The 14,109-nt window shown below is 67.5% G+C and carries 11 protein-coding genes, 1 tRNA gene and 1 pseudogene; 3 read left to right on the top strand and 10 right to left on the bottom strand.

Annotation, left to right across the window (positions count from 1 at the left end; all coding sequences use genetic code 11):
* Nucleotides 1–24 precede the first annotated feature (24 nt).
* Nucleotides 25–114, bottom strand: a tRNA-Ser gene (locus B7R24_RS01285).
* A 284-nt stretch (nucleotides 115–398) separates the two neighbouring features.
* On the opposite strand from B7R24_RS01285, the pseudogene B7R24_RS17925 reads away from it, so the two are divergent.
* Nucleotides 399–1,325 (top strand): annotated as a pseudogene (locus B7R24_RS17925) (pyridoxal phosphate-dependent decarboxylase family protein); the annotation flags it as partial.
* Nucleotides 1,326–1,487: 162 nt separating this feature from the next.
* On the opposite strand, the gene B7R24_RS17920 reads toward B7R24_RS17925, so the two are convergent.
* Nucleotides 1,488–3,062 (bottom strand): hypothetical protein, encoded by a 1,575-nt coding sequence (locus B7R24_RS17920; protein WP_253259223.1) that lies wholly within the window; start codon nucleotides 3,060–3,062, stop codon nucleotides 1,488–1,490.
* A gap of 123 nt (nucleotides 3,063–3,185) precedes the next feature.
* On the opposite strand from B7R24_RS17920, the gene B7R24_RS01275 reads away from it, so the two are divergent.
* Nucleotides 3,186–3,533 carry a DUF952 domain-containing protein gene (locus B7R24_RS01275; RefSeq protein ID WP_116417150.1) on the top strand — a complete coding sequence of 116 codons (348 nt, stop codon included), beginning with the start codon at nucleotides 3,186–3,188 and terminating at the stop codon, nucleotides 3,531–3,533.
* 21 nt (nucleotides 3,534–3,554) lie between these two features.
* Here the strand turns inward: B7R24_RS01275 and B7R24_RS01270 are convergent, their stop codons facing one another.
* Entirely contained in the window at nucleotides 3,555–3,950 is a 396-nt protein-coding gene (locus B7R24_RS01270; protein WP_116417149.1) for a hypothetical protein, read from the bottom strand.
* A 78-nt stretch (nucleotides 3,951–4,028) separates the two neighbouring features.
* On the opposite strand from B7R24_RS01270, the gene B7R24_RS01265 reads away from it, so the two are divergent.
* Complete coding sequence (locus B7R24_RS01265) at nucleotides 4,029–4,376, top strand: LysR family transcriptional regulator (RefSeq protein ID WP_116417148.1); 348 nt, start codon at nucleotides 4,029–4,031, stop codon at nucleotides 4,374–4,376.
* Between the two features lie 39 nt (nucleotides 4,377–4,415).
* Here B7R24_RS01265 and B7R24_RS01260 read toward each other — a convergent pair whose 3' ends face one another.
* The 7 genes from B7R24_RS01260 to B7R24_RS01230 all read right to left on the bottom strand — a co-directional run bounded on the left by B7R24_RS01260 (nucleotide 4,416) and on the right by B7R24_RS01230 (nucleotide 14,080).
* Nucleotides 4,416–5,927, bottom strand: a complete 1,512-nt coding sequence (locus B7R24_RS01260) for a protein kinase domain-containing protein (RefSeq protein WP_253259200.1) — start codon at nucleotides 5,925–5,927, stop codon at nucleotides 4,416–4,418.
* Nucleotides 5,928–6,070: 143 nt separating this feature from the next.
* Nucleotides 6,071–6,679, bottom strand: a complete 609-nt coding sequence (locus B7R24_RS01255; RefSeq protein WP_116417147.1) for an RBBP9/YdeN family alpha/beta hydrolase — start codon at nucleotides 6,677–6,679, stop codon at nucleotides 6,071–6,073.
* A gap of 10 nt (nucleotides 6,680–6,689) precedes the next feature.
* Nucleotides 6,690–8,759, bottom strand: a complete 2,070-nt coding sequence (locus B7R24_RS01250) for an alpha-galactosidase (RefSeq protein WP_253259199.1) — start codon at nucleotides 8,757–8,759, stop codon at nucleotides 6,690–6,692.
* A gap of 71 nt (nucleotides 8,760–8,830) precedes the next feature.
* Nucleotides 8,831–10,156 (bottom strand): ABC transporter substrate-binding protein, encoded by a 1,326-nt coding sequence (locus B7R24_RS01245; RefSeq protein WP_116417145.1) that lies wholly within the window; start codon nucleotides 10,154–10,156, stop codon nucleotides 8,831–8,833.
* A gap of 53 nt (nucleotides 10,157–10,209) precedes the next feature.
* The gene (locus tag B7R24_RS01240; RefSeq protein WP_116417312.1) at nucleotides 10,210–11,025 is read right to left on the bottom strand and encodes a carbohydrate ABC transporter permease; all 816 of its coding nucleotides are present in this window, start codon (nucleotides 11,023–11,025) and stop codon (nucleotides 10,210–10,212) included.
* Nucleotides 11,026–11,114: 89 nt separating this feature from the next.
* Nucleotides 11,115–12,056: a carbohydrate ABC transporter permease gene (locus tag B7R24_RS01235; protein ID WP_116417144.1), complete on the bottom strand. Its 942-nt coding sequence runs from the start codon at nucleotides 12,054–12,056 to the stop codon at nucleotides 11,115–11,117.
* A complete protein-coding gene (locus B7R24_RS01230) occupies nucleotides 12,053–14,080 on the bottom strand; it encodes a beta-galactosidase (RefSeq protein ID WP_253259197.1) in 2,028 nt (675 codons plus the stop codon). Before B7R24_RS01230 ends, B7R24_RS01235 begins: the two co-directional genes overlap by 4 nt.
* Nucleotides 14,081–14,109 lie beyond the last annotated feature (29 nt).

The raw sequence follows: 14,109 nt of genomic DNA, 5'->3' as shown, positions 1-14,109 counted from the left end.
TTTTCGTGGCCGAAGCCAGAAGTGCGGAGCCGGTGGGATTTGAACCCACGGTGGGCTTGACGCCCACTCCACCTTAGCAGGGTGGTGCACTAGGCCGAACTATGCGACAGCTCCATACGTGTTGCCTCGGCAATCATAGCCGAAAGTGACACTGGCGCCCGACGCGCCCGCAGTTCTACTGTCTAACCGTGTCCATCGACGGAGACTACTTCGAACCCGCGCTCAGCCGCGCTCAAGAGCATGCACTCGCCTGGCTCGAATCGGTGCCCGACCGGCCCATCGGGCCACGGAGGAATGTCGCTGACCTGTCGGCCGACTTCGCCGGGCCCCTGCAGGCGGGCCCTCTCGACCCCTCCGAAGTGATCGACGAGCTGGCGCGGCTGGTCGAACCGGGCCTCATGGCCATGCCCTCCGGCCGGTTCTACGGCTGGGTGATCGGCGGCACCCTGCCCGCGGCGCTCGCCGCAGACTGCCTGGTCAGCGCCTGGGACCAGAACTCGGCCATGCGCTACGCGACCCCCGCGACCGCCGCCATCGAAGAGACCGCAGCCCGATGGCTGATCGACCTCTTCGGCTTTCCGGCCGACTGTGGCGTCGGCTCCACCACCGGCGCCACCATGGCGAACTTCGTCGGCCTCGCCTGCGGCCGTGAGAAGGTTCTCGCCGATGTCGGCTACGACCTTAACGCCCACGGACTCACCGGCGCTCCCCGCATCACCGTGATCGTCGGTGCCGAGCGGCACGCCTCCGTCGACCTGGCGCTTCGCTACCTCGCCCTCGGAACCCCGGTGGTCGTGGAGGCAGACGAACAGGGGCGAATGGATGCCCGTTCCCTCGATACCGCACTGCAGAGCGTCGGGGGCCCCGTCATCGTCTGCCTGCAGGCGGGGAACCTCCATTCGGGAGCCTTCGATCCCTTCGAGGAGGCCATCTCCCTCGCCCACGAGCACGGTGCCTGGGTTCATATCGACGGTGCCTTCGGGCTCTGGGCCGGCATCAGCGAGCGCCTCGGCGGTCTCGCGAAGGGCATGACGCTCGCCGATTCCTAGGCGACGGATGCGCATAAGACGCTCAACGTTCCCTATGACTGCGGCGTGGCGATCGTGGCGCACCCCGAGGTTCTCCGCTCGGCGTTCGGCACCCATACGAGCTATCTGATTCAGGATGCCGCCGGGTCGACCGATCCGTTCGAGCGGGTTCCCGAGATGTCCAGGCGGGCCCGGGCGACCACAGTCTGGGCCGCGCTCCGCTCCCTGGGAACCGAAGGCACGATCGCCATGGTCGACCGCCTCGCGACGACGGCCCGCGCACTCGCGGAAGGGCTCGTCGAGCTGCCCGGCGTCGAGGTGCTCAACGACGTGGTCTTCACGCAGGTGTGCCTCCGCCGCCGTAGCGCGCGCCGCCGCCGAGGCCGCGGGGCCGAACGCGGAAGCGTCACCCTCCTGACGAAGCCCAGACAGGGACATCAGCAGGAGGGTGAGACGCAGCTACGGAGCGGGAAGAACGTTCACCGCGTATGTCGCCTGGCGACTCGCACCGTTGTTGTCTGCGGTGAAACCGATCGCAACCGGGCCGGGGTGACCCGCGTCGGGCGTGTAGGTCGCCGTGCCGGAAACCGGGTCGAAGCCGCTGAGGGTGCCGAACTCGGGGACCGCCGTGATCGCGTAGGACAACCCGGAGATCTGCCGCCATCCGGCAACCGGCGTGACGGAGCACGACAGCTGGATGCGCACCGGGGTGTTGGCGTCGGTTGTCACACCGCCCGTCTCGCACCCGGGGGTCAGATCGGTGATGTGAACGTTCAGCGTCAGGTCTGTCGACGACAGGCCGAAGGTGTCGCTGGCCTTGACGGTGACGTGGTCGGTGTACTCACCACGGATGACGTCTATCGACTGGAAGTGGAGGTTGCCGCTCGAGTCGAACCACGCACCGCCCTGCGCCGGCTGCGCCAGCACCGTCGGGGTCAGGTGGTCACTGCTCTCGGCCTGGTGCTCGACATCGACATCGCTGAACAGCTGTGCGGCCGGAACCACCGTGTCCACCCCGCGGACGGCCTCGATCGTCGGAACGTTCTGGGCAACCGGCGCGTAGTGGTTGCGGATCACGATGGGGAAGGGCCATGAGTACTGACCGTCGGCCGTGATGGCCCAGGCGTCGGCGTACACGTAGTAGCCCTCGGCGGAGGCCGGAGCCTCGTAGATGATGCTGCCGTCGCCACCGCGGGTGGTGGGAATACCGAGGCTCGCGTCGGAGTAGATCGTGCCGATCTCGATGCGAACCGGTTCATTGTCGTGGTTCGACTCGCACTGGACGTCGGCGAGCGTGACGACCGTCTGTATTCCGGGCCCGCCGTCGGCGTAGGCGCCCGAGCACATCGGGATATCGCGCCGTACAGTACCCGGAGCCAGGTCGGCCACGAACGGCTTGCCCGGACTCGGGGCATTTTTGGGCAGTACGCGCGGAGTGGTGAATGTACACGTCAAGTGCTCCGTGCCGTAGGCCTCGCATTTGGAGAAGAGTCCACCCGAGAAGGCAAAGATCTGGTTTGCCACTTGTTCCATGGAACTGGCGATGATGGGATCGATGGTGAAGTTCTCGCCAGTCTGTGTTCGGGTGCCGTCGGCGGCGACCGCGACCTCTGGGGTCAGGTTGGCGTACTTCTGGAAGTCCTTGGTCGTCTCCACGTGGAGGACCTCCGTCTCGGTCGAGCTGTAGCTCTTCTTGATCTCGAGAATCATCGTCTGCCGCGCCCGGTTCTTTCCCGCATCGGGATTGTTCACGACCAGGGTGGCGGTCTTCTTCTTCTTGTCTCCGCCCTTGCTGCTGTCACCGCCCTTGCCGGAACCACCGCCCGAGCCCCCTCCCCCCGGCACCGAGAAGCTCCCGCCGGCGCCGCTCCCCGGCAGGGTCACCGAACCGGGGAAGTCGAGCTCGTCACCCGAATGCTCGTAGATCCTCAGTCTGTCAGCAGGGTTGTCGTCGAGAGCCAGAGCGGGCATCGCCGGAGTGAGTATTGCTAGCGCGGCAAGACTTGCCGCCGCCATCAGGAATCGGGATTTCATTCATCGAACCATTCGTCATGATCGGGCACACAACCGTGCCTCACGAAGAGAGAGTCGTCGCTCGCGATTCGATTACGCGGTTTGTGGAAAGTGGTGGAAGTAGAGGCGGCCTAGAGTGGCGTCATGGTGATCTTTCACATTGCGCGGGCCGGCGACTGGGAGGCGGCGCGCGCAGCGGGCGCCTATGAGGTGTCGACGCGAACGGCGACGCTCGCCGAGGAGGGCTTCATCCACGCCTCGACAAAGGAGCAGGTCGGCGGGGTCGCGGCGCGCTTCTATCGCGATGAGACGGCGCCACTGGTGGTGCTGGTGATGGATGACCGGCAGATCGAAGCCGCCGGAACCGCCGTGCGGCACGAGCCCGCCGACGATGGCCAGAGCTATCCGCACATCTTCGGCAGCATCGATCCGGCGTGGGTGCAGGATGCACGGCCAGCGCATTTCGACGCGACCGGCGCGTTCGTGTACTGACGACCGGGGCGATCGGACGACCTACTGCATGCCGCCCATCGACACGGGCGCGAAGATCGCCCAGAGCAGGGCGAGGAAGGTCAGCACGAAGATCACCGGTGTGACGTACTTCACCACACTCGCGAAACCGGCCTGCGCGACGATGCGCCGGCTGACGGCGCTGGGCGCATCCAGAGCCTCGAGATCACGAGCGATGGCCTGGGCTTCGGATGCCGCGGAGAACTGTACGAGAGCCCCGAGAATGCCCGTCGACAGCAGAATGAGTGCTGCCGCGAGGCGGATGGGGGTGGGCTGGTGCCCGAGTCCCGCCATCACGAGACCGACACTCGCCGTCAGCAGCACGATCGGCCCGAGCTGGGACAGGATGATCTGCAGCCGCGCCGACGCCCACATCGCGTGAAGCTCGTGTTCGGTCATCCCGTTCGCCTGCTCTCTGGGCGGCCGACTCACGGCTCTCCCGGTTCGAAACTACCTCACTGGCGTAGTCTGGGCCGCGTGAACAGCGAACTGATGCGCCATTTCGTGGAGGCTGCCGAGCAGCTGAACTTCGCGCACGCCGCCCGTTCGCAGGGCGTCTCCCGCGCGACCCTGGTGGCGTCGGTGAAGGAGCTCGAGGCGGAGCTCGGCCACCCGGTGTTCGACTACTCCGCGGCCACGACCACGCTGACGCCCGCGGGCATCGCCCTGCTCGAGACCACCAGGATCCAGTGGGCGAAGTCTGCGGCAGCCGCCGCGGCGAACGTCGCACCGCCCGGCGGTAAGGCGAAGGCGTCGAAGGGCAAGGGGCGCGCACCCGCCGTGAAGGGCGCCTCACGAAACGGCAAGCGCCGCCAGTCGCGCTGAACGCGCCGCGCCGCCGAGCGCTGAGCGCACCCGCCGCGACTACTCCCCCTGCACCAGGTCGGCTGCGCGCACCGGCGCGGGGAACGCCGCCGGGATCTCGGTCGTCGTCTGCATACCCACCTGCCGCAGCTCCAGCTGGCTCACGACGAGCGCCGCGAGGTCCTGCAGGTTCTCGACCTCGGCCCGGCTCGCCGTTCCCGCGAGGTTGTGCATGACGCAGAGCGTTCCGATGACCGTTCCGTCGACGCGTTTCAGTGGCACTCCGACGTAGAACCGCAGCCCGAGAGGGCCCGTCACGAGAACATGGTCCCGTGTGCGCGGGTCGGTTCGGGCATCTTCGACAATCACCGGTTCGGAGGCCGGCACGGCGTTCATCGTGAGATCGAGCTTGCGGGCCACCCGTTCGACCTCGGAGCTGTAGTGGGCACTGAACCACACCCGGTCGTGGTCGACGATGCTCACGAGCGAGATCGGTGCCGAGAAGAGTCGCGCGGCCATGCCGGTGACCCGTTCGAGCGCCTCGTCGGGGAGCGTGTCGAGCACGTTCGGGCCCGCAAAGCCGCCGCTGCCAGGGCCCGATCCCCGGTGACCCACCGCACCGCCTTGGGCCTGGCCCTCCGGGAACAGCGGCTCCATCTCGTCGAGACTGTGTCGCCCGCTCTCGGCGATCACCACCATTTTCAGCAGGGCCACCAGCTCGTGCCGGGTCGGCCGCTCGTCGGGGTTGCTCGCGGTCATCGCGGCGAGAAGCTGCTGCCAGTGTTCGGGCAGGTCGTCAGGAATGCGCGGGCTCCGCGACAGCCGCGCGAGAGCCGACTCCACGACCCCGCCCGCGAACTCGAGGTGCAGGGTGAAACATTCGAGCAGCACGAGTCCGAGTGAATAGACATCGGATGCCGGGCCGATGGGCCGGCCCGAGGCCTGCTCCGGGCTCAGGTACCCGGCGGTTCCCGTCGTCGAACCGTCGGTGGTCATGCGTTCCCGGTCGTCGGCGAGCGCGACACCGAAGTCGGTCAGCTTGGCGCGGGCGCGGGGCGAACCGTCTCCGTAGTCGACCAGCAGCACGTTCGAGGGCTTGATGTCGCGGTGTACGACGTTTCGTGCGTGGATGTAGTCGAGCGCTTCCGCGAGGTCGTACCCCACCTCGGCGATGTGCCTGGCTGAGAGCGGGTGGGAGCGGATGCGCTGGTGCAGGTCGCTCCCGTTCACGAGCGCCATCACGAGGTAGCGGTGCGAGCGGCCGTAGTCGTCGGTGTCGAGCCCGGCGTCGTGCAGCTGCACCAGGGCGTGGTGGTCGAGCCCGGCCAGAACGGCGAGTTCGCTCTCCTGCCGACCCGACAGCAGCGACAGCTCGCCCTGCCCGGGGACCGTCTCGAGGGCACCGTTGTGGAACAGCTTCACGGCCACGTCCCGCCCCAGCACGGTGTCGCGAGCGCGGAAGACCGTGGCCATGCCACCCTGTCCGATGGCCTCCTCGAGCAGGTAACGGCCGCCGAGCACCTTCTCGGCCGGCCGTGCTTCGCCCTCGGTCTCGTGCTGCGCGCCGGTCACTGCTGCCCACTTCTGATCGCTCGGCCCGAGGGGCCGACGGTCGACAGGCGAGATCGACGCCTACCCGATGATCGTAACCCAGCCACCCACGCACCGGTGACGCGCCTTCGGGGTGCTTGACAGCATCCGCCGGCCCCGTGCGTCTACAGCGAGCGCACCAGCTCTGCGAGCAGCGGGAAGGTGTCGAAACCGTCGTCGGTTCCGAAGTGACCGCCGCCCGCGACCACCGTCACATCGGCGCGCAGAGAGGCGGCCAGATCGTGGCTGAGAGCGGGTGCGACGACGGGATCGTTGTCGGACGCGATCATGCGGCGAACACGGGTGTTCCGGATGATCGGGGCATAGTCGATCGGCCGGGCGGTGAAGCCGTCGAGGGCCGGGAGGCTCGACAGGCCGGTGTCGAAGCCCGCCACGAGGATGAGCGCGCCGAGCCGCCAGTCGCTCCCCCTGTCGGAGCCGGGCCCAGCGGCCGAACCGCCCCGGGTACCCGCCAGCGCCTCGAGCGCGGTGATGCAACCGAGGCTGTGGCCGACGACCACCAGGCCCTCATCGGGTTCGCCGATCGCCTCGCGGGCCGCCTGCACCCACGCCTCGGGCTGCGGCTCGCTCGAATCCGGCAGGGCGGGTGTCGTGACTGTGATGCCGTGCGGGGAGAGCTCGTCGGCGAGCCACCGGAACCAGTGCCGGCCGGGGTTCGCGGTGTAGCCGTGCAGCACGACGACCCGCGTCACGGGCAGCTGTGTCTCGTTCATCGCGTCGACTCTACGCCAGCACCCTCACCCGCAGCACGACCGCCTGCTCCGGCGCCAGCGGTGGCGCGGCGAATCCGACCTCGGCGAGCGCCCGCCCGCTGAGCGTGAGCGACCCGCGCACCAGCCACGGCGGAAGAGCGGCGGCGAAGTACCGCGGCTCCGCCCCCACATCGAGCACGGAGACCGTGTACTCGCGATCGGGGTCGAGCCCCGGCAGCTGCACCGCGTCGGGGATCGCATCCTGCTGCGCGCTCATCGCGACCACCGCGAACACGGCTTCGGACTGCTCGTCGTCGACCACGCCGTGCACCCAGAGCGCCGTGTCGCGGCGGTCGGCGCGCACGACCGTGCCCGCGTGGAGGATGGGCCGCACCTCTCTGTAGGCGTCGAGCCAGCGCGCGACCTGATCGAGTTCGGTCTCGCTCGCGAGAGACAGGTTCCACTCGATGCCGGCCCAGCCGAACAGCGCGGTCGCGAACCTGAACGCGGGCGAGTGAGTGCGACCCGTGGTGTGCGCGGTCGGCGCCCCGAGGTGCACCCCGAGCAGCTCAGGCGGTAGCAGCAGGGAGGAGTAGCGGTAGATCGACTGACGTTCGAGCGGGTCGTTCGTGTCGCTCGCCCAGACCCGTGTCGTGCGTTCGAGGATGCCGAGGTCGGCGCGCGCTCCACCCGAGGCGCACGACTCGATCTCGATCTGCGGGTGCCGGGCCAGGAGCTGGTCCATCAGCCGGTAGGCGGCGAGAGTCTGTTCGTGCGACCGGGTCACGAGAAGGTCGCGATTGTGGTCCCATTTCAGGTACCGGATGTCGTACTCCGAAAGCAGCGCATCGAGCATCGCGAAGACGGCGGCGAACGCCTCGGGGTCGGCCAGGTCGACGACGAGCTGGTCCCGCGCCAGGAGGGAGCGGGTGCCGGGCGCCTCGGCGAGTATCCATTCGGGGTGTTCTCGCGCCATCCGCGAGTCGGGGTTCACCATCTCGGGCTCGACCCACAGCCCGAAGTCGAGGCCGAGGCCCGTCACGTAGTCGATCAACGGGCCGAGGCCGTTCGGCCAGCGCTCGGTGTCGACCGTCCAGTCGCCGAGGGCGCGTTTCGCGTCGGTACGCCCCGACATCCAACCGTCGTCGAGCACGAAACGCTCGGCGCCCACGCGCGCTCCGGCGTCGGCGAGCCGACGGAGGGCGGCTTCGTCGTGGTCGAAGTAGACGGCCTCCCAGGTGTTCAGGATGATCGGGTGCGGCCGGCTCGAGAAGCCCCGTTCACGGCGCAGGTAGCGATGGAAGCGGGCGGATGCCGCATCCATCCCTTCGGGCGAGTACGAGGCCGACACCCAGGGCGTCTGGTAGCTGCTGTTCTGCTGCAACACCACCTCGCCGCGCGCGAGCAGCTCGCCCGCTCCCACGACAGAGAGGCCCGAGACCTGGCGCTCGACCCAGCTGCGCTGGCTGCCGCTGAAACCGAGGTGCACGGCCCAGACCTCACCCGAGCGAAAACCGAACGAGCCGGTCCCCGCGAGGGTGAGGTACGAGGCATCGTGGCCGGGGCGGCCGTGCCGCGATTCGCGGAGGGTGGCACCGTGCTGGATGGCGGTGCGCTGCGGGCGGCGTTCGCCGGCCCAGTGCCCCGAGAAGTCCAGCACCTCGGCCGCCCGCGACGGCAGCGGCAGCACGACACTGAGCTCGTCGAGTTCGTAGGGATCTGCAGAGCGGTTGGTGAGGGTGCTCCGGCTGCGCAGAAGGCCCTCGACGGTCATCCGGAACTCGACGACGACCTCGACGGAGGCGACCTCGCCCACGCCCACGCCCACGCCCACGGATGCTGCACCCGACACGAGCGTGAACCGCACGGCTCCGGATTCGTCGGCCTCGATGCCCACCAGCTCGAAGGGTGCCAGCCTGCGGTCGCCCGACAGCGCCGGCCGGCCCTGCCAGGCCGTGTCGAGCAGCGGCAGGATGAGAGGGCGCACCGGCGAGTCCACGGCAGCGTTCGGCGCGGCCGGCACCTGTGCATCGGCGAGGTCGCTGAGCTGCGCCGGTGTCAGGTCTCCGAGGTCGGCGCCCCAGTGGACGAAGGCGGGCACAGCCGTGCCGCGGGCATCCAGTACAAGACTGGTGCCCGCGGCACGGAGGTGGATGACAGCTTCGATGGTGCTTACTTTACGGGGATCGACTGCGCCTGCAGGGCGGCGACCGTCTTGGTCTGGCCGTCTTTCAGTGCGTCGAGGAGGGTGCCGCTGCCGCCGATCGCTGCAGCGAAGCCGTCGGAGACGTCGCTGTAGGTCTGCGTCATCGTGGGGCCCCAGGTGAAGGGGCTGACGACCTTGCTCTGCTCGGAGAACAGCTCGTAGATCTTCTGGTCTCCGTAGAAGGGCACACCCTCAGACAGTGCGGGCAGCGTGGCGCCCGTGCTGCTCGCCGGGAACAGGTTCGCCTCGGTGTTCAGGGCGGTCAGCGCCTCGGTGCTGGTGTTCAGCCAGAGCAGGAACTTGGAGGCCTCTGCCGGGTGCTTCGTTCCCTTGAAGACGACGCTCGACGATCCGCCCCAGGCGCCTGATGTGGGCGCTGCCGCGTCCCACTGCGGCATCGGTGCGACGGCCCAGTCACCGGTTGTGCTCGGGGCGCCGCTCGAGATGGTGTTGGCTCCCCAGACGGCCGAGACCCAGGTCCAGTCGGCGCCGGTGTCGTAGGCGTTGTTCCACTGGTCGGTGAAACCGGGGATGGTCGAGACGAGCTGCTTGTCGAGCAGGTCCTGCCAGTAGTTCGCGACCTTGGTCGAGACATCCGACGTCAGGTTCACGTCCCAGGTGCCGTCGGAGGTGTCGAACCACTGGCCGCCCGCCTGCGAGACGAGACCCGCGAACCAGTTGACGTCGCCTTTGGGGAAGTTCGTGATCTGGCCGCCGAGCGCCTTGATCTTCACGGCGTCGGCCGCGTATTCGTCCCACGTGGTCGGAATCGGGATGTTGTTCTTCTCGAACAGGTCTTTGCGGTAGTACAGGGCCATGGGGCCGGAGTCCTGCGGGATGGCGTAGACGGAGTTGTCTTCGCCGAACGTCACCTGGTTCCACAGCCCGTCGGCGAAGTCGGCCTTGGCTGCTTGAACGCCGTCGCACGACGCGATGTTCGCCAGGCCGTCCTGAACCCGGAACGCGGGCAGCGTGTCGTATTCGACCTGGCCGAGGTCGGGCGCGTTGCCGGCCTTCAGCTGGGTGAAGAAGTTCTGGTAGGTGCCGCTGTTGCCGTTCGGGACGGTGGAGACGGTGACCTGGATGTCGGGGTTGGCCTTGTTCCAGATGTCGACGACCTTGTCCATTCCGGGAACCCAGGTGGTGAAGCTCAGGTCGACCTTTCCGGTCGAGGCGGCGCAGTCGGACGCGGTCGAGCCGGAGCTGTCGCTCGACCCGCCTGCCGAGCAGCCCGCCAGGGCCACGAGCGCGGCTGTAGCCACCGCGGCGATGCGGAGATTCTTCAGTGCCATGTGATTTCCATTCAGTGAGTGATGTGTGGGATGTGAGGAGAGGGAGGGAGGGGTTACTTCAGCCCGCCGGCGCCGAGGCCGTTGCGCCAGAACCGCTGCAGGCTCAGGAAGGCGACGAGAAGCGGAACGATCGACACGAGCGCGCCCACGATGACGAGGGTTCGGATGTCGGGAATCTGGCTCACCTGCGAATTCCAGGTGTAGAGGCCGAGCGTCACCGGGAAGAGTGTCTGGTCGCGCAGCATGACGAGCGGCAGAAAGAAGTTGTTCCAGATGGAGACGAACTGGAACAGGAAGATCGTCACGAGCGCCGGCGACATGAGCCGCACAGCCACGGTGAAGAAGGTGCGGATCTCACCCGACCCGTCGATGCGCGCGGCCTCGATGATCTCGTCGGGAACACTGGATGCCGCGTAGATGCGACTCAGATAGACCCCGAACGGGCTCACCAGACTGGGCAGGAAGACGGCCCAGAACGTGTTCGTCAACTGCATCTGGCTGAAGATGAGGAACAGCGGCAGGGCGAGCGCGGTGGCGGGCACCAGCACGCCGCCGAGCACGGTGTTGAAGATGAGCTCGCGCCCGCGGAACTGGTACTTCGACAGCGCATACCCGCACATCGCCGCGAGAATCGTGCCGATCCCACCGGCGACCGTTGCATAGACGATGCTGTTGAGCATCCATCTCGGAAAGACGCCCTCGTTGTAGGTGAACAGTTTCACGATGTTGTCGCCGGCGTCGGCGAGCGATGTGGGGATGAACCAGAGCGAGAAGGTCGAGTTGAAGTTGCCCAGGGTCTTCGTCGACGAGACCAGCAACCACCAGATCGGCAGGAGGAAGTAAAGGGTGAAGGCGCCCATGATCACCATGGCGGCGCTGCGGGAGAGGCGGCTCTCGCGCGGGGCACCTCCCGACCTGCCGGGGCGGGGGGTCTTCGTGAGGGTGGGGGTCGAGGTGGTCACAGAGCTACCCTTCGCTGGGTCAGTCGCAGAACGGCGAACGACAGGATGAACGTGGCGATCGCCAGCACGACCGAGAAGGCAGCTGCGAGGTTGAGGTTCGGCACGGCCGCCGTCGTGTAGACGAGGAGGTTCGGTGTGAAGGTGCTCGTGATCGACGAGGTGAACTGCTTGAACACCTGCGGTTCGGTGATGAGCTGCAGGGTGCCGATCACGGAGAAGACGGCGGTGAGCACGATGGCCGGCATCACCAGCGGAATCTTGATCGACCACGCAATGCGCATCTGCGACGCCCCATCGAGGCGGGCGGCCTCGTACAGCTCGGCCGGGATGGCCAGCAGCGCCGAGTAGATGATGAGCATGTTGTAGCCCACATAGACCCAGGTCACCACATTCGCGACGGCCCAGAGCACGGTGCCGCCGTCGAGCAGGTTGACCTGCGACGTGACGAATTGGAAGGGCGAGAGCGACGGGGAGTAGAGGTACCCCCACATGATCGCGGCGATCACACCGGGCACCGCATAGGGCGCGAAGAAGGCGAGCCTGAAGAACTTCTTGCCCTTCACCAGCGGGGAATCTAGCAGGAGCGCGAACAGCAGTGCGAGGCCCAGCATGATGGGAACCTGGACCACGCCGAAGGCGAGCACGCGGGCGATGGAGGCCCAGAACTCGGTGTTCTGAAAGACGAGCACGTATTGCGTGAGCCCGCCGAACTCGAGATGCGGAATTCCGAACGTTCCCTCGCGTTTGATGACCTGGAGTGATTCGACGACCGCGTAGATCACCGGGAAGAGGTAGAACGCGGCGAACAACAACCCGAAGGGCAGGATCAGGATGGCGACGGCACGCTTGTTGCGGAGCTTGCCCCGGGTGGGGCGCGGCGTCTTCGCCGGCCGTGCGCCGGCAGCCGCCGCCGCAGCGGGCAGGGTCGACGTGCTCATGATGCCTCCTTGGTCTGGCGGATGATCTGTACTCCCCCGGGGGCGACGGTGCCGCCCGGAGCGATGTCAGCCTCTGAGACGAGGTCGTGACCGGAGAAAGGGTGCGGGGTCTCGGCATCCGTGTGATTGATGACGAACACATAGTCGTGTTCGGTTCCGCTGCGCCGAACGATCTCGATGCCGTCGGCAACCGGAGCGAGGGAGGATGCTCCGGCTTCGGATGCTGCGCGGGCGAGCTCCTCGGCGAGTGACGCAGGGTCGAGCATAGTGGCGAGGTAGCGCGCGACACCTGTGCCGTATTCGTTGCGGGTGACCGCCGGCATCCCGGTCAGCGGACCGTCGACATACCGGGCAGTGGCTTCGGCGCCCCTCAGGTGCAGCAGCTCGCTCCACAATCCGGCGGTGGCGCCGCCGCTGAGACGGATCGTCTCCGCCCTGTCGAGCGGGTAGAACTCCTCGGTGGAGATTCCCGCGACATCGCGGAAGGCGCCCGGGTAGGAGCCGGGCCGCACCGAGTCGTGTTCGTCGACGATACCGCTGAAGAAGCTGATCACCGCGTGGCCACCACCCGCGACGAAGTCGGTGATCACCTGGGCGTCGGCATCCGAGACGAGGTACAGGCACGGTACGACGACGAGACGGTATCCGCTGAGGTCGGCGCCCGGCGCGACGATGTCGACCGTTGCCCCGATGGCGAGCAGGCCCTCATAGGCCAGGTGCACCTGCTCGAGGTAGCGCAGCTCCGATGAGGGGTGAGCATCCTGGTCGGTGGCCCACCAGGCCTCCCAGCTGAAGACGAGCGCGATGTCGGAGCGCACGACCGAGCCCGCGAGCTCGCCGAGCCGGTGCATCAGCGAGCCGAGTTCGACCACTTCGCGCCAGACCCGGGAGTCGGTGCCGCTGTGCGGAAGGAGGGCGGAGTGGAACTTCTCGGTTCCGCGAAGCGAGGCGCGCCACTGGAAGAAGCAGACTCCGTCGGCCCCCCGGGCCACGTGCGTGAGGGAGTTGCGCATCATCTCCCCCGGTGCTTTCGCATGGTTCTGCGGCTGCCAGTTCACTGCGCTGGTGGAGTGCTCCATGAGCAACCAGGGGCGCCCGCCGGCGAGACCCCGCGTCGCATCCGCCGAGAACGAGAGTTCGCGGTGCGGAACGCCCAGGCGGTGATCGAGGTAGTGGTCGTTCGCGACCACATCCATCTCGGGCGCCCAGCTCCAGTAGTCCTGCGTCTTGATGTGGGCGGTGACCATGAAATTGGTGGTGACCGGGATGGCGCTCACGGCGCGGATGACCTCAGCCTCTGCCCGGTAGTAGTCGAGCAGCTCGTCAGAGCTGAAGCGAAAGAAGTCGAGCTGCTGGCTCGGGTTGATGAACGACAGCGTGTCCCGCGGCGGGAGGATCTCGGCCCACTCGGCGTAGTGCTGGCTCCAGAACGCGGTGCCCCACGCCTCGTTGAGTGCCTCGATGCTCACGTACCGCCGCTCGAGCCAGCCCCGGAAGGCCGCGGCCGAGACGTCGCAGTAGCAGAGCGCGTTGTGGCAGCCGAGTTCGTTCGACACGTGCCAGAGCTTCACGGCGGCATTCTGGCCGTAGCGGAGTGCAGTGGCCTCGGCCAGAGCGAGGGCGTGCTCGCGGAACATGGGCGAACTGGGGCACCAGGCCTGGCGGCCACCGGGCCAGCGCGTCGTGCCGTCACCGACCTGGGGGAGGATCTCGGGATGCAGCGTGGTGAGCCACGGCGGGGGCGACGAGGTTCCGGTGCCGAGGTTGACCCCGATGCCGTTCGCCGCGAGCAGAGCGATGATCTCGTCGAGGTCGTCGAAGTGGAAGTCGCCCCGGCGCGGTTCGATGTGCGACCAGCCGAAGACGTTGATGGCCACCAGGTTGACACCGGCTTCGCGCATGAGGCGAACGTCGTCGTGCCAGACCTGCTTGTCCCACTGCTCCGGGTTGTAGTCGCAGCCGAAGACGAGTCCGTCAGTGCCGAGTCCCAGGGGGCTGGTCAGCGGGGTTCCCGCAGGGATCACGTGTGTTTCCTCGACTTCGTTGGCGGTTC

The sequence above is a fragment of the Subtercola boreus genome (genome assembly GCF_003399645.1).
Lineage (GTDB): Bacteria > Actinomycetota > Actinomycetes > Actinomycetales > Microbacteriaceae > Subtercola > Subtercola boreus_A.
This window is presented reverse-complemented; position numbering and strand designations above follow the sequence as displayed.